Annotated in this window: 1 protein-coding gene; it reads right to left on the bottom strand. The window is 26.5% G+C overall.

Features of this window, described 5'->3' with window-relative positions; translation table 11 throughout:
* Positions 1–268: hypothetical protein (locus AYC60_RS08995; RefSeq protein ID WP_197416955.1), on the bottom strand; the 268-nt coding region annotated here is incomplete at both ends.

The following is a 268-nucleotide window of genomic DNA, read 5'->3' as shown; positions in this document are numbered from 1 at the left end:
TTAATTAAATCAGAGCCTTTAATATTAAACTGTAATCCACCTTTTTGATATAAGTTTTGAATGTCAGTAGTGACACTATCTACACCTAATTTAATAGTGTAATTACATAATGCATTAATAGTATTTGCTAAATCTTTTGAATTAACTATTTTCTTACCATATGCTTCTAATGGACTTATTACTTCTCCAACTAGATTAGATGTTAAAGTTACTGTTGCAAGAGAAACAACATAAGTAATTTGTCCATATTCACTTACAGTTGAATTTA

The organism is Streptobacillus felis (assembly GCF_001559775.1).
Taxonomy (GTDB): Bacteria; Fusobacteriota; Fusobacteriia; order Fusobacteriales; family Leptotrichiaceae; genus Streptobacillus; species Streptobacillus felis.
The sequence above is the reverse complement of the archived record's forward strand: the minus strand, read 5'-3'. Positions and strand labels throughout refer to the sequence as shown.